A 20,233-nucleotide genomic window follows, 5' to 3' on the forward strand; every position below is an offset into this window, starting at 1 on the left:
CCCCTGACGGCGCCGCACCAGCCTTGAGGCCAGGGCCTCAAGGATCGCCCGTCCCTCCCCTTCACGGACAGGATTCAGCTCACCGCCGGGCGCCACAAGGACCGGCATCACACCGGGTCAGCCGGATGGAACAGTGAGGGAGCGAGCATGTCGTTCAAGGATGTCACCGACGGCCAGAGCCGCGCGGTGAGCCGACGGACCGTCACCACCTCGGCCGCACTGGCCACCGCCGCACTGCTCACCGGCGCCGCGGGCACGGCCCGGGCCCGCGGCACGGGCCACGGCCGCGGTTTGACCGTACGGCTGCCCGCACCGACCGGACCGCACCGGATCGGCGTCACCACCCTGCATCTGGTCGACCACACCCGGCGCGACCCATGGGACGAGGCCATTCCGGTGCGGGAGCTGATGGTGACGGTGTGGTACCCGGCCCGCGGCCACGGCGGCCCGGTGGCGCCCCAGATGACGGCGCGCGCCGCCCGCTCGTTCCGGAAGACGGCACCGCTGCTGCGCCCGGGGCTGCCGTCGGCAGGGGTGGACTGGGCCGCCACCGCGACCCACGCCCACCCCGACGCGCCCGCGCGGCGCGACCCGTGCCCGGTGCTGCTCCACAGCCCCGGTGGCGGCGACCCCCGCACCCTGGGCACCGGACTCGCCGAGGACCTGGCGAGCCATGGCTTCGCGGTCGTCGCGATCGACCACCCCGGCGACGCGAGCGAGGTGACCTTCCCGCGCCCGGCCCCCTACCGCAGGACGCTGCTGCGCCCGACCGTCTTCCGGGGAGACCCCCGGATGAACCCGCCCCAGTTCCACACCGCGATCACCACCCGCGTCGCCGACACCCGGTTCGTCCTGGACCGGCTGGCGGCACTGGCCGCGGGCCGCCACCCCGGCACACGCCACCGCCCCCTCCCCGCGGGACTGCCCGGTCTGCTGGACCTGGAGCGGACGGGCGTCTACGGGCATTCCGCCGGTGGCACCACCGCGGCCGAGGCACTGTACGAGGACCGGCGTCTGGCCGCCGCGGTCAACCTCGAAGGCTTCCTGGACGAGGCACCGACCGCGCCGGACCGGCCGGGGGAACCGCTGCCCATCGCCCGCCACGGCACCGACCGGCCACTGCTGCTGATGCGGACCGACGGCTTCACCGAGCGGGCGGCGCTGGAACGCTCCTGGTCGCCACTGCTCGACCGCTCGCACGGACGGATCGCACAGGCGCAACTGAACGACGCGGCGCACTGGGTGTTCACCGACTACGCGGCTCTCCTCCCCCAGCTCCAGGCCGCCGGACTGATATCCGCCGAAACCCGGAACCGGCTGATCGGCACCATGGACCCGGAGTGTTCCGTCCCGGCCGTACGCGAACGGGTGCGCGCGTTCTTCGTCCGGCACCTGTCGGCCCGCTGACCGACAGCGGGGACGTCCCGGGGCCCGGCGCTCCCCGGGACGATCCCCTCGGCCCCACCCGTCACAATGGACCCATGTCCCGACGCAAGCGAGCGCCACGGCCGCCTCGCCGCACCACCCCCACCACCTGCCCCTGCGGGCTGCCCGCCGCCTACGACGACTGCTGCGGACGACTGCACCGCGGACAAGCCCGGGCAGCCACCGCCGAACAGCTGATGCGCTCGCGCTACAGCGCCTTCGCCGTCGGGGACGAGGCATACCTGCTGCGCAGTTGGCACCCCGACACCCGGCCGCCCCGGGTCGTCCTGGAGACCGGGACACGCTGGACCGGTCTGGAGATCCTGGGCACCACGGACGGCACCGCCTTCCACTCCACCGGCACCGTGGAATTCCGCGCGCACTACGCCGAAGGCGGCCGTGCGGGTGAGATGCACGAGAACAGCCGGTTCTCCCGGCACGACGGCGACTGGGTCTATCTCGACGCCCTGACCAGCGGCTGACGCCTCTCCCCCGGCCGCCTCGCCGGCCGGCCCGGACAGATGTTCCCCAGGATGTCGCCGACGCCTTCTGGTGCCCGGTCAACTCCGCCGCGATGCTGGGGCGCTGTGCGTGTGAACCACGCGAGCCCCATGGCCTCAGGGAGTTGCCATGCGTCCTGTCGCGTTCACCAGACCCCTGGCGGTGCTGGCCGCGGTCTCCGCCCTCGTGGCGGGCACCGCGGGACCGGCCGCCGCCGATGACACCCGCGCCCCGGCCCCCGAACCCCTGGCCCGCGACGCGGCCGAGATGCTGCGCCCCATCGCGCCACCACCACCCGCCGCCGCGGAGGGCGAGAAGGGCGCCGCGGACACCACCCCCGTGGCCGGCGGCGATGGTCTGCAGACCGCCCGCACCTCACGCCCCGTCGCCCCCGGCGTCGAACTGACCTCGTACGACCGCCTGGAGTCCGACAAGTGGCTGCGGGTCGACTCACTGTCGGTCGACCTCACCGCCGGGTCCAGGGTCGACTATCTGCACCCCGACAAGGTCGCCAAGCGCGAACCGGTCTCGAAGCTGGCCGCCGGACACGACCCCGGACCGGGCCGCCGCACGGTGGCCGCGATCAACGGCGACTTCTTCGACATCAACCAGACCGGAGCCCCCGAGGGCATCGGCATCGGCGACGGAGAGGTGGTCAACTCCGCTTCCGCCACCGGACCCGGCAGGGCCGTCGGCATCGGTCCGCAGGCCGCGGGCCGCCTCCTCCAGCTCTACTTCGAGGGCACCCTCACCCTGCCCGACGGCGACCACCCGCTCGCCGCACTCAACGCCGCGAACGTCCCGGCGAACGGCATCGGCGCCTACAACGCCCAGTGGGGCGAGGCGGACCGGGCCCAGACCGTGGACGGCGCACGGCGCACCGCCGAGGTGGCCGTGGTGGACGGCAAGGTCAGCCGGGCGGCCTCGGCCCCCGGCAAAGGCGCCGTCCCGGCCGGCACGACACTGCTGGTGGGCAAGGACGCCGGGGCAGACGCCCTCTCCGCACTGGCCGTCGGCGACGGCGTGCGGATGACGTACCGGCCGCGCGCCGCCGACGGCGACCTCCCCCGCACCGCCGTCAGCGGCCGGGAGCCGCTCGTCGTGGACGGCAAACCCATCGGCCACGAGGGCGAGGGCAACAACACCGCGGCACCCCGCACGGCCGTCGGCTTCTCCCAGGACGGCCACCGTATGCAGGTGATCACCGTCGACGGACGGCAGGCCGACAGCGGCGGGGTCACCCTCACCGAACTGGGCCTGATGATGAAGGAAGCGGGCTCCTACGGCGCGCTGAACCTCGACGGCGGCGGCTCCTCCACCCTGGTGGCCCGTGAACCCGGCAGCGACCGCACACAGGTGGAGAACAGCCCGTCCGACGGCAGCGAACGCATCGTGCCCAACGGACTGGCCCTCACCGCCCCCGACGGCAGCGGACGGCTCAAGGGCTTCTGGGTGGAGACGGCGACCGACCCCGCCGACGCCCCCACCGCCGACCCGGTCCGCGGTGGCCACCCCGAGCGGGTCTTCCCCGGGCTGACCCGGCGCCTCACCGCCGCCGGATACGACGAGACCTACGGACCCGCGGCCGGCGCCCCCCACTGGCGGACCGCCGACCCGCGCGTCGGCCGGGTCTCCGCCGACGGCACCTTCACCGCCCGCCACGGCGGTACGACCACCGTCACCGCCCGGCGCGGCCCCGCCCGCGGCGCGCTGAAGCTGACCGTGCTGGACCGCCTCGACCGGATCCGGCCCACCACCCGGCTGCTCGGACTGGCCGATGCCCGGTCCACCGGCCGCTTCGGAATCGTCGGACTGGACGCGCACGGCGCCGGCGCCCCCGTCGAACCGTCCGACGTCCACCTCGACTACGACCACGCGCTGTTCACCATCACCCCCGACACCTCGACCGGCACCTTCACCGTCGCGGCACGCGGCGAGGAGGCCGCGGGCCGGGTGACGGTCCGCGTCGGCAACACCAGCACAGTGCTCGCCGTCACCGTCGGACTCCGCGAACAGCGGGAGGCGGCCTTCGACGACGCCGGCCAGTGGACCTTCAGCCAGGCGCGTGCCGCCGGTTCGGCCGAGGCCACACCCGACGGGCACACCGGCACCGGGCTGAAGCTGACCTACGACTTCACCCAGTCCACCGCCACCCGCGCCGCCTACGTCACCCCGCCGCGGCCGATCGACGTGGAGGGACAGCCGCAGTCGTTCGGCCTGTGGATCAAGGGGGACGGCAAGGGCGCATGGCCGACCCTGCACCTCAAGGACGCCGCGGGCTCGGACCAGTTGCTGCGCGGCCCGTATGTGACCTGGACCGGATGGAGACATATCGACTTCACCGTGCCGGCCGGGGTCGCCTACCCGCTGACGGTCCACCGCTTCTACCTCGCCGAGACCGGCCCCGCCCGGCAGTACACCGGAGGCATCGTCATCGACGACCTGACGGCACGGGTACCGCCCGCCGTCGACCTGCCCGCACAGACACCCGACCCGGATCCGCTGATCGACAGCGCGGCACGGACCGGGAAGCGCGACTGGCGGTTCGCGGTGATGTCCGACGCGCAGTTCGTGGCACGCGAACCCAACAGCCCCATCGTCGCCCAGGCCCGGCGCACCCTGCGGGAGATCAAGGCGGCCCGGCCCGACTTCGTGGTCATCAACGGAGACCTGGTGGACGAGGGCTCGCCCGCCGACCTCTCCTTCGCCAGGACCGTGCTGACGCAGGAGCTCGGCGACTCCGTCCCCTGGACTTACGTGCCCGGGAACCACGAGGTCATGGGGGGACGGATCGACAACTTCACGGCCGAATTCGGCCCCGCACACCGCACCTTCGACCACCGCGGCACCCGCTTCATCACCCTCGACACCTCCAGCCTCGGACTGCGCGGCGGGGGCTTCGACCAGATCAAGGAGTTGCGCGCCCAGCTCGAGGCCGCCGCCCGCGACCGGGGCGTCGGCTCGGTCATGGTGATCGAGCACGTCCCGCCACGCGATCCCACCCCGCAGCAGGGCAGCCAGCTGAGCGACCGCAAGGAGGCCGCGCTGCTGGAGAACTGGCTCGCCGACTTCCGCCGGACCAGCGGCAAGGGCGCGGCCTTCATCGGCGCCCACGTCGGCACCTTCCACGCCTCACGGGTGGACGGCGTCCCGTATCTGATCAACGGCAACTCGGGCAAGTACCCGGCCACCCCGGCGGACCGGGGCGGTTTCACCGGCTGGTCGATGATCGGGGTGGACCACGTACCGCCGAAGGCGCGGGCCGAGGCGCGCCGCGCACCGTGGAAGGGCGGGCCGGACTGGGTGTCGGTCCAGACCCGGCCGCATATGGACGGACTGACCGTGACCGCCCCGGCCCAACTGCCCGCCGGACAGAACGCCACGGTGACGGCGGAGCTGATCCAGGGCGAGGGACCCAGCGCCCGGCGGGTACCGGTCCGGTTCCCGGTCAGCGCGGACTGGCGCGGTTCGGCCACCCTGTTCATCGGTGATCCGGCCCACGCCGGGCGCCGCCATGTGGCGGCGTACGACCCGGTGAGCGGCACCCTGACCGCGCTGCGCCGGGGAACCGCGACGCTCACGGTCGAGGTCAACGGCGCGACGGCACAGGCACGTTTCTCGGTGACCGCGCACGCCGTGACGGTCGCCGCGGCCGCGTAGCCCGGCCGCAAGGGGCGGGGCCGCGGCTGCGGCCCCGCCCCTTGCGCGGAACGCTCAGCCCTCCCAGGCGCGGCGGACCTGTTCGAAGCGGGTGGGCAGCGGGGGCCGCCGCGCCGCGTACCGCGCATTGGTGCGGTGGGCGAACCGGCGCCAGGAGAGCACCAGTCCCTGGCGGGTGATGGGCAGCCCCGCCGCCACCGTCACCCCGTGGTCATGGGTGTGGTGCACCGTCAGCAGCAGCGCGTCCGGCACCGACCCCTCCAGCTCGGCACAGAGCTCCCGGCGCACCCGCAGCCAGCGGCGCAGCACCAGGACCGTGCCGGGATCCAGCCCGTGGCGACGCGGCACACGGTGCTTGCCGTGTTCGAGCGTCACCCATCCGGCGTCCAGGTCGAGCGCCCGGACCGTACAGCGCAGCAGGCCCCCGTACCGGGCGCCACTGGCCCGGGCGAGCCCCACCACGACCGCGAGCCGCACGGTCTCCGGTTTGGCCCCCTCCTCCATGGCCTGGACGGACAACAGCCGCCACACCCACTCGGCCTCGGCCGCCGAGACCGGTGGCCGTGGGTACCGGTCCTCCGTGGTGTCCGCCATCGCCGCCTCCCCCTCCGTCGGTTCGCTTGGCACACTATTTCATGCCGGGGGCAGAGACGTCGGCCAGCGGCCGGATGCGGCGGGCGCGGCGTCCGCGCGGTACGGTCGCCCCGTGCGTCTGCTCCTGATGTCCGACACCCATCTGCCCCGGCGTGCCAAGGTCCTGCCGAGGGAACTCCTCGACCGGCTGCCGGACGCCGATGTGGTCTTCCACGCGGGCGACTGGGTCGACACAGCCACCCTGGACCTGCTGGAGGCGCGGTCCCGGCGGCTGATCGGCGTGTACGGCAACAACGACGGGCCCGGACTGCGGGCGCGGCTGCCCGAGGTGGCCGGGGTGGAGCTGGACGGGCTGCGGTTCGCCGTGGTGCACGAGACGGGGGCGGCGCGGGGCCGGGAGCGGCGCTGCGCGGAGCTCTTCCCCGAGGCAGATGTGCTGGTGTTCGGCCACAGCCACATCCCGTGGGACACCACGACCGAGGACGGGCGGCTGCGGCTGCTCAATCCCGGCTCCCCCACGGACCGGCGCAGACAGCCGTACTGTACGTTCATGACAGCCGCGATCGAGGCCGGCCGGCTCACCGCCGTGGAACTGCACCGGCTGCCGCCCCGCCCCTGACCGATCGCCGCTTCCCCGGCGGGCGTTCGGGCCCGCTCCTCTCGTCCGCCGTCTTCTCTCCTTCTCTCTTCCTTCTCCCTTCAGCCCCGCGTTCGTCCTGTTCCCGTGGGTGTGAAGGAGTGCATGAGGATGAGGGAAGGCGGTCCCGCCGCGCGGCGGCGGTCACTGGCGGCGGTGTCGTCGGGGGTGTTCTGCGTCCAGCTGGACGCGTTCGCGCTGAATCCAGCCCTGCCGGGGATCGGCCGTGAGCTCCACGCCACCGGTGCCGGAATGTCCTGGGTGGTCAGCGGCTATCTGCTGGCGGCTGGGGCGCTGATGCCGGGTGCCGGGCGGCTGGGCGATCTGCTGGGGCGGCGGATGGTGCTGACGGTGGGTCTGATGGTGTTCGGGGTGGCCTCGCTGGTGTGCGCGCTGGCGCCGTCGCTGCCGGTGCTGGTGGCCGCGCGGGTGGCGCAGGGCGTGGGCGGCGCGCTCACCATGCCGGTGGGGCTGGCGCTGCTGACGAACGCCTATCCGCCCGCGGCGCGTGGCCGGGCGCTGGGATGGGCGCTGGGCGCCGGGGGCGTGGCGACCGCGTGCGGTCCGTTCGCCGGCGGTGTGCTGACCGGGGCACTGTCCTGGCGCGCGGTGTTCTGGGTGAATGTGCCGGTGGCGCTGATGGCCGCGGTGTGGGCGGCGCGGGCGGCGGATTCGCGCGACACCGGGGCACCGCGGAGCGTGGACGGGAAGGGCCTGGTCACGCTCACCGCGGCGGTGGCCGGGCTCGCGGTCCTTCTCGACCGCGGGCCGGTGTGGGGCTGGCGCTCCGGCCGCGCGGTCCTCACGCTGGCGCTGGTCACCGTGGCACTGCTGGTGTTCGTCCGGTGTGAGCGCGCCGCGGCGCATCCGCTGGTGGGGCCCGGACTGTTCCGCAACCGCCCGTTCGTGGTGCTGACGGCGGCCGGGGCGGTGGCCAATGCCGCGACCGTGGTGTTCCTGGTCGTGGTGCCGCTGGCGCTCCAGGGCCCGTGGGGACTGTCGGCGGCGGTGGCCGGGGCGGTGTTCCTCGCTCCGGCCACCGCGATGGCCCTGGCCGGTCCGGTGGCCGGACGGATTCCCGGGGCCGGCGCGGTACGGGCGATGGCGTGGTGTCTGGGGCTGGGGGCGGCGGGGCTGTGCGCGGTGCCCGTGGCGCCGGCGCTGCCGGGGCGTATCGCGGCGGCCACGCTGTGCGGAGCGGCACTCGGGGTGGCCAATGCGCTGACGCTCATCGCCACGCAGGCGGCCGTGGCTCCCGAGCGCGCCGGTGAGGCGTCGGGAGTGACCAAGACGGTGATCACCGTGGCTGCCGGGCTGGGTGTGTCGCTGTGCGGTCCGCTGTCCGGTCCGCACGGCGGTCCGGTGTCCGCACCGGCCCTGGGCGGCGCCCTGACCGGCGCCGGGCTCTGCTGTCTCACCGGTGCGCTGCTGCTCGGGCTCCTGTCACGAGGGTGGTGCGCGGATCGGCAGGCCCGGGGTGGCCGGATTGAAGCCACCCGTTCAGTGGATTAAAAAGGAATTAAGGTGCATAGCGCACATCCGGCTCGGCGAGTCCGCCGGGCCCGACCAGACGAGGGCGCCATGTCTTCTTCTCACCGCGAGAACGCCGCCGCACCGGATCCGGACGCGGGCCCCGCCCACGCCCACTCCCCCCGGTCCACCGGGGCTGTGCTCACCGCCCATGACGTGGGTCTGCTGGTGGTGCGTCTCGGTGTCGGTCTGATCGTCGCCGCACGCGGCGCACAGCATCTTTTCGGCTGGTGGGACGGCCTGGGGATCGACAAGACGGCCGTGGCCTTCGCGCAGTTCGGCTATCCGGCGCCGAGAGCGATGGCGGTCATCTGCGGACTGACCGAGACCTTCGGCGGTCTCGCCCTGGCGGTGGGGCTGATCACCCCGCTCGCCGGTGCGGCCGTGGCGGGCACGATGGCCAACGCCGTGGCCGCGTCCTGGGAGCTCGGATTTTTCGGCGGCTTTGAGTTCCCCCTGCTCATCGGGGTGGTCGCGGCCGGTCTCGCGCTCAGCGGCGCGGGCCGCATCTCCCTCGACGCACTCCTCCCCGGACTGCGCTCGCAGCGGCTGATCTATGGGGTGGCGGCACTGCTCCTGGGGGCCATCCTGGCGGCGATCACGATCGTACTGAGCAAAACCTGATACCACTCCGGTCCGGATGTGGGAGATGAGTGAACGGAAAGGGCCGGTTCTCCGTATTCCTGAGTAGGCGCGCCCTGGCAGAGGGGTGCGTATTGCGCCGCGCAGGACCATCCGAGACCGGAGGACCGCACATGAACGACCGGTTCAACCCCAACGACCGGTTCACCCCACCCATCCAAGCCCTCCCCGACGGAGAGGCCGAGGTCCGGCTGGAGCTCCATCTGCCCTGGGAGGTCGTCGCCGCGCTCGGACAGGAGGCGGGCCGGCTGGCCGCCCAGCTGGGACGTCCGGTGAGCCTGGACGAATCGGTCAGCCACCGGCTGCGCAACCAGTTCGGCGGCGCCCACGCCAAGCACTCCCAGGAGCGCAGCCAGCCCGCGGCCACCGCGGGCCACACCCCGGCGCCGCTCGCCGCCCGCTCCCCCGGTGAGCAGGCCCGGCAGGCGATCGAGAAGATCAACGGCTCGAGCACCCCGCCCGGCGGCGGCACAGCGCCGTCCACGGAGACCGCGGCCGGGCCCCAGCCGATCCCGGTCCGCGAGTCGGCCCCGGCCGATGCCCGGGGCATCCTGGAGCGGCCCACCCGGGCCAGTGGCACCGTGAACGGCGCGGCGTCCGAGACATCGAGATAGGGCGGCTCCGCGGTCCACCGTGACGAGGGCGCCGTCCGCGGAGGACGGACGCCCTCGTATCCGTGGGTCCGGATCCCGCCTCCCGTCCGCGTCGTGAGTGGCGCACGGACGGGGTACCCGGGACGCTGTGCGCACGGCGCGTTTCCGAGATGACGACGACTGACACAGGCAGGAGTGGCCAACCATGGCGGAGCAGGCTCACATCGGTGTGACCGGACTGGCGGTGATGGGCAGCAACCTGGCCCGCAACTTCGCCCGGCACGGCCACACGGTGGCCGTGCACAACCGGACGCCCGCGCGGACGCGGGCGCTGGTGGAGGAGTTCGGCAGCGAAGGCCACTTCGTACCGGCCGAGACGGCCGAGCAGTTCGTGGCCTCGCTGGAGCGCCCGCGGCGGCTGGTGATGATGGTCAAGGCGGGAGCGCCGACGGACGCGGTGATCGAGGAGTTCGCCCCGCTGCTGGAGCCGGGCGACATGATCGTGGACGGTGGCAACGCGCACTTCGAGGACACCCGGCGCCGTGAGGCGGCGCTGCGCGAGCGCGGACTGCACTTCGTGGGCAGCGGCATCTCCGGCGGCGAGGAGGGCGCCCTGCACGGCCCGAGCATCATGCCGGGCGGTTCGAAGGAGTCGTACGAGGCGCTGGGCCCGCTGCTGGAGGACATCTCCGCCAAGGTGGACGGCGCCCCCTGCTGCACCCATATCGGCCCGGACGGCGCCGGACACTTCGTGAAGATGGTGCACAACGGTATCGAGTACGCCGATATGCAGCTGATCGCGGAGTCCTACGACCTGCTGCGGCGCGCCCTGGGCATGACTCCGGGCGAGATCGCGGAGGTGTTCCGCACCTGGAACGGCGGGCGCCTGGAGTCGTATCTGATCGAGATCACCGCCGAGGTGCTGGCGCACACCGACGCCGTGACCGGCAAACCCTTCGTGGACGTGGTGCTGGACCAGGCCGAGCAGAAGGGCACCGGCCGCTGGACCGTGCAGACCGCGCTCGACCTGGGTGTGCCGGTGAGCGGTATCGCCGAGGCGGTGTTCGCGCGCTCGCTGTCCGGCCACGCGGATCTGCGGGACGCGGCGCAGGGGCTGCCGGGGCCCTCGGCCAAGGGGCTCTCGGGCACGGCGGCGGAGCGGTTCGCCGATGATGTCGAGCAGGCGCTGTACGCGTCGAAGATCGTGGCGTATGCGCAGGGCATCCACCAGATCCAGGCGGGCAGCCAGGAGTACGGCTGGGACATCGACCCGGGCGCGGTGGCGCGGATCTGGCGGGGCGGCTGTATCATCCGGGCGCGCTTCCTGAACCGGATCACCGAGGCGTACGCGCGGGAGCGGACCCCGGTGACCCTGCTGACCGCCGACTACTTCGCCGAGGCGCTGGGGGCGGCCCAGGACGCCTGGCGGCGGGTGGTGGCCACCTCGGCCGAGCTGGGCGTTCCGGCTCCCGGGTTCTCGGCGGCGCTGGCGTACTACGACGCGCTGCGCTCCGAGCGGCTTCCGGCGGCGCTGGTCCAGGGGCAGCGGGACTTCTTCGGCGCGCACACCTACCGGCGCACCGACCGTGACGGCTCGTTCCACACCCTCTGGGGCGGGGACCGCAGCGAGCGCCCGGCCTGAGCGGTGCCGGCCGCGCCACCTCCGCGGCGCGGGGGTGTGCGCGACCGGGGCGGGATCAGGCGGTGTAGCGCCGGAAGGACGGTACGGCGGCGGCCAGGCCCAGGGTGCTGACGGCGACGAGCAGACCGCCCGCGGTGACCGCGGCACGCGGTCCGACCAGGGACCCGGCGGTGCCGTGCAGCAGGTCCGCCAGCCGCGGTCCGCCCGCGACCACCACGGTGAACACCCCCTGCATCCGGCCGCGCATCTCGTCGGTGGCCGCGGACTGGAGGATGGCACCGCGGAACACCATGGACACCATGTCGGCCACGCCCGCCAGCGCCAGGAACGCCGCCGCCCACCACAGGTTGGCGCTGAGTCCGAATCCGGTGATGGCCACGCCCCAGGCCACCACGGCGGCCGTCACCATGAGGCCGTGGCGGCGGGCCCGGGAGAAGGTGCCGGACATCAGCCCGCCGGTCACCGCGCCGAGCGGGATGGCCGCGAAGAGCAGACCGAGGGCGAACCCCTCGCCCCAGGGGGCGTAGACATCCGCGGCGAGCTGCGGGAACAGCGCCCGGGGCATACCGAAGACCATCGCGATGATGTCGGCGACGAAGGACAGCAGCAGGATCCGGTGGGTGGCGATGTAGCGGAAGCCGTCGGCCACGTCCCGCCATCCGGCCCGGCGCCTGCCTCCGTCGGCGCCCCCGCCCAGGGGCTCGGTGAGCGGTGGCAGGGCGGGCAGCCGCCAGACGGCCCAGAGTGCCGCGCAGAGCGCGACGGCGTCGATCAGATAGAGCACCGGCAGCCCGAGCACGGGGATCAGGGCGCCCGCGAGCAGCGGACCGACGATCATGCCGGTCTGAGCCACGGTGGACTGGAGGGCGCCGGCCGCGGGCAGTTCGTCGGCGGGCACCAGCCGGGCGATGGACGCCTGCCGCGCCGGGGAGTTCATCCCGAAGAAGCCCTGCTGGGCGGCGAGCAGCACCATGAGCAGCACCACCGAGTCCAGTCCGGCGAAGGACTGCGCCCAGAACAGCACCGAGGTCACGGCGATGCCCGCGTTGGTGATCAGCATCAGGGTGCGCCGGTCCATGCGGTCGGCGATGACCCCGCCCCACAGCGCGAAGACCACCAGCGGGAGCAGCCCCGCGAAGCTGGCGTAGCCCACCCAGGCCGAGGAGCCGGTGATGTCGTAGATCTGCTTGGGCACGGCCACGGCGGTCAGCTGGCTGCCGACGGCGGTGACCGTCGTGGAGCCCCACAGCCGCCGGTAGGGCCGGTGGCGCAGCGGCCGGGTGTCCATCACCCAGCGGCGCCAGCCGGTCTTGGGCGGGGCGGGCGGGGCGGTGCCGTCCTCGGTGCCGCTCTCGGATGAGCCGGTGTCGTCGTCCGAGCCGGTGTCGTCGTCGGTATTGCGCGCGGTCTCCACGGCGGTGGTGTGTCCTCCTGCGTCCGGGTGCCCGTCGGCCGGAGGCGGGTGTCCTCCGGCCGGGGACCATTGTGACGACCGCCCCGAGGGGCGGTGACACCGTCTCAGCCCCCGGCCGCCGAGGAGATCGGCCGGTCGCCGTGGATCCGGCCGCCGAGGGAGGTCAGCCGGGTGCCGCTGCCGCCCCAGCGGTCGGCGATGATCTCGGCGGCGATGCTGACCGCAGTCTCCTCCGGGGTGCGGGCGCCCAGGTCCAGTCCGATCGGCGATGCCAGCCGCGCCAGCCGGTCCTCGCCCAGCCCGGTGGCACGCAGCCGCCGCAGCCGGTCGTCATGGGTGCGGCGGGAGCCCATGGCGCCGACGTACGCCAGCGGCAGCCGCAGCGCCTCCTCCAGCAGCGGTACGTCGAACTTGGGGTCGTGGGTGAGGACGCAGACCACGGTGCGCTCGTCCACCCGGCCCGCCTCCGCCTCGGCACGCAGATAGCGGTGCGGCCAGTCGGTCACCACTTCATGGGCCTCGGGGAAGCGGCGCCGGGTGGCGAACACCGGCCGGGCGTCGCAGACGGTGACGTGGTAGCCGAGGTGGACGCCCATCCGGGCCATCGCGGCGGCGAAGTCCACGGCGCCGAACACCAGCATCCGGGGCGGTGCGGCGTGGACCGAGACGAACAGCGTCAGCTCCTCGTCGGTGCGTGTGCCGTCGTAGCCGTAGGCCAGGGTGCCGGTGCGGCCGCCCGCCAGCAGCCCGCGGGTGTCCTCGGCGACGGCCGCGTCCAGCCGGGCCGAGCCCAGCGAGCCCGAGGCGCCCTCGGGCCGGACCACCAGCCGCCGTCCCAGCCGCCCCTCCGGGTCGGGCCCGGTGACGGCCACACAGGTCACCTCGGCCACCGGCTCCCCGGCGGCCACCGCCTCGGCCACTCCCCCGAAGTCGGGGAAGCCCTCGGGGTCGATCCGCTCCACGAAGACGTCCATGGCGCCGCCGCAGGTCAGCCCGACCGCGAAGGCATCGTCATCGCTGACCCCGTAGCGCTGGAGCACCGGGGTGCCCCCGGCGGTGACCTCCTGGGCGAGTTCGTAGACCGCCGCCTCGACACAGCCGCCGGAGACGCTGCCCACCGCGGATCCATCGGGCCCGACGAGCATGCTCGTACCGGCGGGCAGCGGCGAGGAGCGCCAGGTCGCGACCACGGTGGCGCGGGCGAAGGGCTCGCCCTCACGCCACCACCGGTGCATCTGAGCTACGACGTCTCGCATGGATCCCCATTCTCCTCGCACCCGATGTAAGAGGTTGATACATTCAATGTATGAGCCTCTCACATCACTCACCGAGCAGCGACATCACTTTGCGGATCAATGGCACGGCCCACCCCCTGACCATCGACAACCGGACGACCCTGCTCGATGTGCTGCGCGAGCGACTCGGTCTGACGGGCACCAAGAAGGGCTGTGACCACGGCCAGTGCGGTGCCTGCACCGTGCTGATCGACGGCGAGCGGGTGAACAGCTGCCTGATGTTCGCGGTGGCCGCCGAGGAGCGCGAGATCGTCTCGATCGAGGGTGTCTCCGAGCTGGACGGCGGCACCGGACTCCACCCGGTGCAGCGGGCGTTCCTCGACCACGACGGGCTCCAGTGCGGCTACTGCACCCCGGGCCAGATCTGCTCGGCCATCGGCGCCCTGGACGAGGCCCGGCGGGGCTGGCCGAGCCATGTCACCGAGGACACCGGAGCGGGCGTGGCCGACGCCGCGGAGCTGGACGCACGGGAGGTGCGCGAGCGTATGAGCGGCAATCTGTGCCGGTGCGGCGCCTACAACGGCATCGTGGAGGCCGTCCTGGAGGCCGCGGGCGGCCCCGGTGAGGGCACCGCCGCCACGAGCCCGGCCGGGGGTGTGCGATGAAGGAGTTCGCCTACGCCCGCGCGGGCGACGCCCGGGAGGCCGCCGAGCTGATCGCGCAGCGCCCGGACGCCACCTATCTCGGCGGCGGCACCAATCTGGTGGACCTGATGAAGCTCGGGGTCACCGACCCCGGTCTGCTGGTGGACGTGTCCCGGCTGCCGTACGACCGGATCGAGCACCGCGACGACGGTTCGGTGCTGATCGGCGCCACCGTGCGCAACGGCGAGCTGGCGGGCGACCCGGGGATCCGGACCCGCTTCCCGATGCTGTCCCAGGCGCTGCTGTCGGGCGCCTCCGGACAGTTGCGCACCGTCGCCACGGTGGGCGGCAACCTGCTCCAGCGCACCCGCTGTGTGTACTTCCAGGACGTCACCAAGCCGTGCAACAAGCGTGAGCCGGGCACGGGGTGTCCCGCGGTCGAGGGCGCGCACCGCGATCTGGCCGTGCTGGGCACCTCCGACCACTGCGTGGCCTCCCATCCGTCCGATATGGCGGTGGCGCTGGTCGCGCTGGACGCCGTGGTCCATCTGCGGTCGGTGGACGGCGCCACCCGTACGGTGCCGGTGGCGGAGCTGTATCTGCTGCCCGGTGACACCCCGCAGCGCGAGACCGTCCTCGAGCGCGGCGATCTGATCACCGCGGTCGAACTGCCCGCGCCGCCGGCGGGCGCGGCGATGCGCTATCGCAAGGTCCGGGACCGCTGGTCGTATGCCTTCGCCCTGGTCAGTGTGGCCACCTCGGTGTCGGTGGCCGACGACGGCTCGCTCGCCGACGTACGGATCGCGCTCGGCGGGGTGGCGCCGCGGCCGTGGCGGGCGAGCGTGGCCGAGGAGCGGCTGCGGGGGCGGCGGCCGGACGAGGAGACGCTGCGCGAGGCGGCGCGGGCCGAACTGGCCGCCGCGCGCCCGCTCCCCGACAACGCCTTCAAGGTCGATCTGGCCGTGGATCTCATCGTCGCGGGCATCCGCGACCTCAGCACGAGGAAGGACCGCGCATGACCACCATCGAGCGGACGGTCGGCGCCCCGATGACCCGGGTCGACGGCCTGGACAAGGTGACCGGGGCCGCGCGCTACGCCTATGAGTTCCCGATCGGGGACGTCGGCTATGTGTGGCCGGTGCAGGCCACCGTCGCCCGCGGCCGGGTGACCGGTGTGGACCCGGCTCCGGCGCTGGCCCGGCCGGGTGTGCTGGCGGTGCTGGACTCCGGCAACGCCCCGCGGCTGAACGCGGAGGCCGAGGTGAGCGCGGATCTGTTCGTGCTCCAGGGCCCCGAAGTGGCCTATCACGGGCAGATCGTGGCCGCGGTGGTGGCCACCTCGCTGGAGGCGGCGCGTGAGGGTGCGGCCGCGGTGCGGGTGAGCTACGAGCGTGAGCCGCATGACGTGGTGCTGCGCGCCGACGACGAAGCCGCCGCGATTCCCGAGACGCTCACCGACGGCGGCCCGGGCTTCGCCGAGCGCGGGGACACCGATGCCGCGTGGGCGGCCGCCGAGGTCCGCGTCGACCACGTCTACACCACCCCGGTGGAGCATGTGAGCCCGATGGAGCCGCACTCCACGATCGCCCAGTGGGACGAGGACCGGCTGACCCTCCACAACTCCGACCAGGGCCCGTTCATGAGCGCCCAGCTCCTGACCGGGCTGTTCGGGCTCGAGGACGGCGCGGTGGAGGTCGTGGCCGAGTACATCGGCGGCGGTTTCGGCTCGAAGGGCATCCCGCGCTCCCCCGCGGTCCTCGCCGCGCTGGCCGCACGCGCCGTGGGCCGGCCGGTGAAGATCGCGCTGACCCGGCAGCAGATGTTCGCGCTGGTCCCCTACCGGTCGCCCACGATCCAGCGGGTGCGGCTGGGCGCCGGGCGGGACGGCCGGCTGACGGTGCTGGAGCACGAGTCGGTGCAGCAGCGCGCACGGCAGGTGCCGTTCGCCGACCAGACGGTGAGCTCGTCGCGGATGATGTACGCCGCGCCCAGCGCCCGGACGACGGTGAAGGTGGCGCCGCTGGATGTGATGACCCCGGCGTGGTTCCGCGCGCCCGGCCACACACCGGGGATGTTCGCCCTGGAGTCGGCCATGGACGAGCTGGCCGTGGAACTGGGCATGGACCCGATCGAGCTGCGGATCCGCAATGAGCCGGAGGTCGACCCGGGCACCGGCAAACCGTTCAGCAGCCGCAGCCTGGTGGAGTGTCTGCGCCAGGGAGCCGCCCGGTTCGGCTGGGAGCGGCGCGATCCGGCACCGGGGATCCGGCTGGAGGGCCGCTGGCTGGTGGGCACCGGAGTGGCCGCCTCGCACCACCCCGACTACACCTTCCCCTCCTCCGCGCTCGCCCGTGCCGAGCCGGACGGGACGTTCCTGGTCCGGATCGGCGCGGCCGACCTCGGCACCGGCGCCCGTACGGCGATGACGCAGGTCGCGGCGGACGCGCTGGGCATTCCGCTGTCGCGGCTGCGGCTGGAGATCGGCCGTGCGTCGCTGGGCATGGCCCCGTTCGCCGGTGGTTCGCTGGGCACGGCCTCCTGGGGCTGGGCGGTGGACAAGGCGTGCCGGGCGCTGCTGAAGGAGCTGGACGCCTTCGGCGGGGTGATCCCGGACGAGGGTCTGGAGGTGCGGGCGGACACCACCGAGGACGTGGTCAACCGGCCGGAGATGTCCCGGCACACCTTCGGCGCCCAGTTCGCCGAGGTACGGGTGGACCGGGACACCGGTGAGATCCGGGTGGACCGGATGCTGGGGATGTTCGCGGCCGGACGCATCATCAATCCGCAGACGGCCCGCTCGCAGTTCCTGGGCGCGATGACGATGGGTCTGTCGATGGCCCTGCTGGAGATCGGGGAGGTCGATCCGGTCTTCGGTGACTTCGCCAACCACGACTTCGCGGGTTATCACATCGCCGCCCACGCCGATGTGCCCGCGCTGGAGGTGGCGATGCTGGAGGAGCGGGACAACAGCCCCAACCCGATCGGCGGCAAGGGCATCGGCGAGCTGGGCATCGTGGGCGCGGCGGCGGCGATCGCCAATGCCTTCCACCATGCCACCGGACAGCGGGTGCGCGATCTGCCGATCCGTCTGGAGCGTTCGCGGGAGGCCCTGCGGGCGGCCCGGACCCTGGAGCACGGGCCTGCGGGGGGCGCTCCGCAGCAGGTCGGATAGGGTCGGCCGGATGGCAGCCACCGGGCGAGGACGCGACACCTACCACCACGGCGATCTGGCCGCGGCGCTGGTGCAGGCCACCCTGGAGATCGTGAACGAGGTCGGGGTGCGCGGCTTCTCCGTCGCGGAAGCCGCGCGCCGCACCCGGGTGAGTCCCGCGGCGCCGTACCGTCACTTCGCCGACCGGGACGCCCTGCTCGCGGCCGCCGCCCTGGAGGTCTCGCGGCGGCTGCGGGCGATCCACGAGGAGGCCATCGCCACCGTGGACACCCCGCAGGAGCGGCTGGCCACGGTGGCGGGCAGCTATGTGCGTGCGGCCGCCCGCTACCGCAGCGGCTTCGACATCCTCAACGCTCCCGGGCTGCGCGCCGCCCATCCCGAACTACGGGAGGCCACACGGGAGTTCGTCGACCTGCTGCTGCCGAGCGCCTTTGAGGTGCTGCCGCCCGGCCGGGGGGCGGAGACCGCGGTGGCACTGCTGGACGCGCTGTACGCCCTGGCCCGGGGCTATGTGGCCCTGCTGCTCGACGGCAGGTTCGGCGATCCCGGCGAGGTGGCCGAGGCCATCGCCCAGCGGGCGCTCCGGGGCGCCCGGGCGCTCGTCGCGGGGTACTGCATACCGGACGGGCCGCCGCCGGGCGGTCATCCGGGGCGCTGAGGGATCCCGTCATGGCCACGGATGGCGGAACAATCCGCGCAATTCTCTGACCGGGCTGTGAATTCAGGATTTCCCACCGCATGGCGGGCTATGCCCACTTGACTCCCAGTTGGTCACTACCAAAACCCCTCGTTCAGCTTCCCCTTCATGGATCTACGCGCGTACCTTCGAATGCGGAACGGAGACACGGCGTTTCCCCGGTGTCTTCGCGCCCGCTCTCCCCCACGGAGCACCCATTCCGGAGGAACACATGTCTTTAACTTCAGACAAGGGCACGCGCCGGGCCCCGTCCCGGCTCCGCTCCCCCTACGCCCTCGGCGGACTGGGGGCCGCGGTCACCGCCGTCGTCCTCGCCACCCTGGCGCCCGCCATGGCCTCGGAGCCTCCCGGCGCCCCTGCCGTCACCGGATCCACAACGCCCTCCCCCCTCGCACACCCCGAAGACGACTGGATGGGCTCGACCATCGCCGACCACGAGGCCACCGATCCCGACGCGGCCGCCAAGGCCACGCTCGCGGGCGGTCTGGAGGGAGTGGACGTCAGCAATTACCAGGGGACGGTCGACTGGGCCGCCCTCGGGAATGCGAATGTGCGGTTCGCGTACGTCAAGGCGACCGAGAGCACAGGCTATAAAAATCCCTCGTTCTCCGCGCAGTACGATGGCGCCGCACAACAGGGAATACTGCATGGCGCCTATCATTTCGCACTGCCCGATCGGTCCAGCGGCGCCGCCCAGGCGGACTACTTCATGAACAACGGCGGCACCTGGACCGACGACGGCACCACCCTGCCCCCCGCACTGGACATCGAGTACAACCCGTACGGGGCGGAGTGCTACGGGCTGACCCCGGCCCAGATGGTCGAGTGGATCAAGGACTTCAGCGGGACGGTGGCGGCGCGCACCGGGCGCGCACCGGTGATCTACACGACCACCAACTGGTGGGCGACGTGCACCGGCAACAGTCCGGACCTGGCGGAGAACCCGCTGTGGCTGGCGCGTTACGCGGCCACCCCCGGGCCGTTGCCGGCCGGATGGTCGTCCCAGACCTTCTGGCAGTACACCTCGACCGGACCGGTGGTGGGCGACCACAACCAGTTCAACGGGGATGAGGACGCCCTCAAGGCCCTGGCCGAGGGGTAACCGTCCACCGGGCGCGCCCGGGCGGCCACCACAGGCCGTCCGGGGGCGTCAAGGCCGTCCGGAGGTGTCAGCGGCCGAGCACACCGCCTATGCCGCCGATGACCCCGTCGAGGGTGTCCCCGACGCCGTCCACCACACCGCCCACGACGCCCTTGCCGTCATCGCCCTTGGTCTGCGGCGATGTCGGCCGCTCACTCGGCGTGCCCGAGGAGCCCGTCGCATCGTCGCCGGGGGCCTTGCTCGGATCGGTGTGTTCGGTGGGCACCTGATCGGCCCGCTGCGCCGGAGCGGTGGCGGCATCCGACGGCGTGTGCTCCGGGGCGCTCGTGGCCGGGGAGTCCGGCGCGGCATGGCGTCCGGAGCCGCCGTCGGTGTGTGCCGTCCGGCCGGACGACGCCGTGTCCGGTGCGTCCGGGGTGCCGGGCGTGTCCTGGACCGGCCTGGGCTCCTCGGAGGCGGACGGGGTGGCATGGCTGCCGGAGGGCGTGTCGTCCTCGGCCGGGTCGGCGTCCGGGGACTGCTTCTGCGCCGAGTTCACATCGGAGCGCGCCTCGACGGACCGGTCGCCGTTCATCGACGAGTGGAGACCGAAGGCGATACTGCCCGCCACACCGAGGGCGGCGGCCGCCTTGAGCGTGTTGGCGCGCGCCTGCTGCGCCGGTGTCGGTCGGCTGTGTCGGCCCATGGTGTCGCTGTCTCCCCGTTGTGCGTGGCTTGTCCACCGCGTGCGCATGGATCGTGCGGC

17 protein-coding genes are annotated in these 20,233 nt (G+C 73.3%); 13 read left to right on the forward strand and 4 right to left on the reverse strand.

What is annotated here, in order from left to right; all coding sequences use genetic code 11:
- Nucleotides 1–147 precede the first annotated feature (147 nt).
- The 3 genes from NMK44_RS28960 (at nt 148) to NMK44_RS28970 (ending at nt 5,586) form a co-directional block, all read left to right on the forward strand.
- Nucleotides 148–1,407, forward strand: a complete 1,260-nt coding sequence (locus NMK44_RS28960) for an alpha/beta hydrolase family protein (protein ID WP_254748555.1) — start codon at nt 148–150, stop codon at nt 1,405–1,407.
- 74 nt (nt 1,408–1,481) lie between these two features.
- Nucleotides 1,482–1,907 (forward strand): YchJ family protein, encoded by a 426-nt coding sequence (locus NMK44_RS28965; protein WP_254748557.1) that lies wholly within the window; start codon nt 1,482–1,484, stop codon nt 1,905–1,907.
- Nucleotides 1,908–2,055: 148 nt separating this feature from the next.
- A complete protein-coding gene (locus NMK44_RS28970; RefSeq protein ID WP_254748559.1) occupies nt 2,056–5,586 on the forward strand; it encodes a phosphodiester glycosidase family protein in 3,531 nt (1,176 codons plus the stop codon).
- Nucleotides 5,587–5,640: 54 nt separating this feature from the next.
- Here the strand turns inward: NMK44_RS28970 and NMK44_RS28975 are convergent, their stop codons facing one another.
- Nucleotides 5,641–6,180: a tyrosine-type recombinase/integrase gene (locus NMK44_RS28975; protein WP_254748561.1), complete on the reverse strand. Its 540-nt coding sequence runs from the start codon at nt 6,178–6,180 to the stop codon at nt 5,641–5,643.
- 112 nt (nt 6,181–6,292) lie between these two features.
- Here NMK44_RS28975 and NMK44_RS28980 point away from each other — a divergent pair, with 112 nt between their 5' ends.
- The 5 genes from NMK44_RS28980 to gndA all read left to right on the forward strand — a co-directional run bounded on the left by NMK44_RS28980 (nt 6,293) and on the right by gndA (nt 11,224).
- Nucleotides 6,293–6,799 (forward strand): metallophosphoesterase family protein, encoded by a 507-nt coding sequence (locus NMK44_RS28980; protein ID WP_254748563.1) that lies wholly within the window; start codon nt 6,293–6,295, stop codon nt 6,797–6,799.
- Between the two features lie 123 nt (nt 6,800–6,922).
- Nucleotides 6,923–8,329, forward strand: coding sequence for an MFS transporter (locus NMK44_RS28985; protein WP_254748565.1), 1,407 nt, complete (start codon nt 6,923–6,925; stop codon nt 8,327–8,329).
- A gap of 69 nt (nt 8,330–8,398) precedes the next feature.
- Nucleotides 8,399–8,971, forward strand: a complete 573-nt coding sequence (locus NMK44_RS28990; protein ID WP_254748567.1) for a DoxX family protein — start codon at nt 8,399–8,401, stop codon at nt 8,969–8,971.
- A 131-nt stretch (nt 8,972–9,102) separates the two neighbouring features.
- Nucleotides 9,103–9,603 carry a hypothetical protein gene (locus tag NMK44_RS28995; RefSeq protein WP_308358602.1) on the forward strand — a complete coding sequence of 167 codons (501 nt, stop codon included), beginning with the start codon at nt 9,103–9,105 and terminating at the stop codon, nt 9,601–9,603.
- 184 nt (nt 9,604–9,787) lie between these two features.
- The gene (gndA, locus tag NMK44_RS29000; RefSeq protein WP_254748569.1) at nt 9,788–11,224 is read left to right on the forward strand and encodes an NADP-dependent phosphogluconate dehydrogenase; all 1,437 of its coding nucleotides are present in this window, start codon (nt 9,788–9,790) and stop codon (nt 11,222–11,224) included.
- A 55-nt stretch (nt 11,225–11,279) separates the two neighbouring features.
- Here gndA and NMK44_RS29005 read toward each other — a convergent pair whose 3' ends face one another.
- Together NMK44_RS29005 and NMK44_RS29010 are read right to left on the reverse strand one after the other, a co-directional pair.
- Nucleotides 11,280–12,638 (reverse strand): MFS transporter, encoded by a 1,359-nt coding sequence (locus NMK44_RS29005; RefSeq protein ID WP_254748571.1) that lies wholly within the window; start codon nt 12,636–12,638, stop codon nt 11,280–11,282.
- Nucleotides 12,639–12,742: 104 nt separating this feature from the next.
- Entirely contained in the window at nt 12,743–13,894 is a 1,152-nt protein-coding gene (locus tag NMK44_RS29010) for an XdhC family protein (RefSeq protein ID WP_254748573.1), read from the reverse strand.
- Nucleotides 13,895–13,944: 50 nt separating this feature from the next.
- Here NMK44_RS29010 and NMK44_RS29015 point away from each other — a divergent pair, with 50 nt between their 5' ends.
- The 5 genes from NMK44_RS29015 (at nt 13,945) to NMK44_RS29035 (ending at nt 19,488) form a co-directional block, all read left to right on the forward strand.
- Entirely contained in the window at nt 13,945–14,538 is a 594-nt protein-coding gene (locus tag NMK44_RS29015; RefSeq protein WP_254748575.1) for a 2Fe-2S iron-sulfur cluster-binding protein, read from the forward strand.
- The gene (locus NMK44_RS29020; RefSeq protein ID WP_254748577.1) at nt 14,535–15,536 is read left to right on the forward strand and encodes an FAD binding domain-containing protein; all 1,002 of its coding nucleotides are present in this window, start codon (nt 14,535–14,537) and stop codon (nt 15,534–15,536) included. Before NMK44_RS29015 ends, NMK44_RS29020 begins: the two co-directional genes overlap by 4 nt.
- The gene (locus tag NMK44_RS29025) at nt 15,533–17,689 is read left to right on the forward strand and encodes a xanthine dehydrogenase family protein molybdopterin-binding subunit (RefSeq protein ID WP_254748579.1); all 2,157 of its coding nucleotides are present in this window, start codon (nt 15,533–15,535) and stop codon (nt 17,687–17,689) included. The genes NMK44_RS29020 and NMK44_RS29025 overlap by 4 nt, the downstream gene beginning before the upstream one ends.
- A 10-nt stretch (nt 17,690–17,699) precedes the next feature.
- A complete protein-coding gene (locus NMK44_RS29030; protein ID WP_254748581.1) occupies nt 17,700–18,347 on the forward strand; it encodes a TetR/AcrR family transcriptional regulator in 648 nt (215 codons plus the stop codon).
- A 250-nt stretch (nt 18,348–18,597) separates the two neighbouring features.
- The gene (locus NMK44_RS29035) at nt 18,598–19,488 is read left to right on the forward strand and encodes a lysozyme (RefSeq protein ID WP_254748583.1); all 891 of its coding nucleotides are present in this window, start codon (nt 18,598–18,600) and stop codon (nt 19,486–19,488) included.
- 67 nt (nt 19,489–19,555) lie between these two features.
- Here NMK44_RS29035 and NMK44_RS29040 read toward each other — a convergent pair whose 3' ends face one another.
- The gene (locus NMK44_RS29040) at nt 19,556–20,173 is read right to left on the reverse strand and encodes an extensin (protein WP_254748585.1); all 618 of its coding nucleotides are present in this window, start codon (nt 20,171–20,173) and stop codon (nt 19,556–19,558) included.
- Between the last annotated feature and the right edge of the window lie 60 nt (nt 20,174–20,233).

It is taken from the genome of Streptomyces cucumeris (genome assembly GCF_024295805.1).
Taxonomy (GTDB): Bacteria; Actinomycetota; Actinomycetes; order Streptomycetales; family Streptomycetaceae; genus Streptomyces; species Streptomyces cucumeris.